Origin of the sequence: Longimicrobium sp. (assembly GCF_036554565.1) — a bacterium.
GTDB lineage: Bacteria > Gemmatimonadota > Gemmatimonadetes > Longimicrobiales > Longimicrobiaceae > Longimicrobium.
This window is the reverse complement of the sequence record NZ_DATBNB010000407.1, coordinates 1-1,596: the sequence shown is the minus strand read 5'-3', so window position 1 is coordinate 1,596 and position 1,596 is coordinate 1. Positions and strand designations below refer to the sequence as shown.

General features: G+C 69.3%; 2 protein-coding genes. Both read left to right on the top strand.

Features of this window, described 5'->3' with window-relative positions; all coding sequences use genetic code 11:
• Positions 1-105 (top strand): F0F1 ATP synthase subunit gamma (locus tag VIB55_RS11210; protein WP_349263014.1); only part of this gene is annotated, 105 nt, incomplete at its 5' end.
• 34 nt (positions 106-139) lie between these two features.
• Positions 140-1,596 (top strand): F0F1 ATP synthase subunit beta (gene atpD / locus VIB55_RS11205; RefSeq protein ID WP_331876748.1); only part of this gene is annotated, 1,457 nt, incomplete at its 3' end.

The window sequence follows — 1,596 nt, the reverse complement described above, 5'->3', positions numbered from 1 at the left end:
GGCGACATCCTGGAAACGCTCACGCGGACGTACAACCGCGTGCGGCAGGCGGCCATCACGCAGGAAATCGCCGAGATCGTCGGCGGTGCGGCGGCGCTGGAATAACACGCGAGATCCCACGAGCGAGGAGAAAGCATACATGGCAGCGATTGCCCCCGAGCGGGCCACAGTGCCCGCGCCCACCCAGCAGGTGGGCCGCGTGGTCCAGGTCATCGGCCCCGTCATCGACGCCGAGTTCTCGGGCCACCTTCCCGAGATCTACAACGCCCTGGTGGTCCGCGCCCCGGCGGCGGACGGCCGCGGCGCGGTGAACATCACCCTTGAAGTGCAGCAGCACATCGGGCGCAACCAGGTGCGCGCCGTGGCCATGGAAGCCACCGACGGCGTGGTGCGCGGCATGGACGTGGTCGACACCGGGGGCAGCATCGGCGTGCCCGTGGGGGCCAACGCGCTGGGCCGCATCCTGAACGTGCTGGGCGAGCCGGTGGACGAGCGCGGCGAAATTCCCGCCGCGGTCGAGCGCTGGCCCATCCACCGCGACGCCCCGCTGTTCGTGAACCTCGAGGCCAAGACCGAGGTCCTCGAGACGGGCATCAAGGTGGTGGACCTGCTCACCCCGTACGTGAAGGGCGGCAAGATCGGCCTCTTCGGCGGCGCCGGCGTGGGCAAGACGGTGGTCATCCAGGAGCTCATCCACAACATCGCCATGGGGCACGGCGGCCGCTCGGTGTTCGCCGGCGTGGGCGAGCGCACCCGCGAGGGCACCGACCTGTGGCTGGAGTTCCGTGAGGCGGGGCTGATCAAGGACGACAACCTGGCCGAGAGCTCCGTGGCCCTCGTCTACGGGCAGATGAATGAGCCGCCCGGCGCGCGCCTTCGCGTGGCCCTGGCCGGGCTGACGGTGGCGGAGTACTTCCGCGACATGGAAAAGCAGGACGTGCTCTTCTTCGTCGACAACATCTTCCGCTTCACGCAGGCGGGCTCCGAGGTGTCGGCGCTGCTGGGCCGCATGCCCTCGGCCGTGGGCTACCAGCCCACGCTGGCCACGGAGATGGGCGGCCTGCAGGAGCGCATCACCTCCACGCGCGACGGCTCCATCACCTCGGTGCAGGCCATCTACGTGCCCGCCGACGACCTGACGGACCCGGCGCCCGCGACGGCCTTCGCGCACCTTGACGCCACGACGGTGCTCAGCCGCGCGCTCACGGAAATCGGCATCTACCCGGCGGTGGACCCGCTCGACTCCACGTCGCGCATCGTGGACCCACAGTACATCGGGCAGCGGCACTACGCGGTGGCCACCAGCGTGCAGCGCATCCTGCAGCGCTACAAGGAGCTGCAGGAGATCATCGCCATCCTGGGCATGGACGAGCTGTCGGAAGAAGACAAGGTCACGGTGGGCCGCGCCCGCCGCATCCAGCGCTTCCTGTCGCAGCCCTTCCACGTGGCCGAGCAGTTCACGGGCACCCCGGGCGCGTACGTGAAGCTCGAGGACACCATCGAGTCGTTCGAGCGCGTGGTGAACGGCGAGTTCGACCACCTGCCCGAGCAGGCCTTCTACATGGTGGGCGGCATCGAGGGCGTGATCGAAAAGGC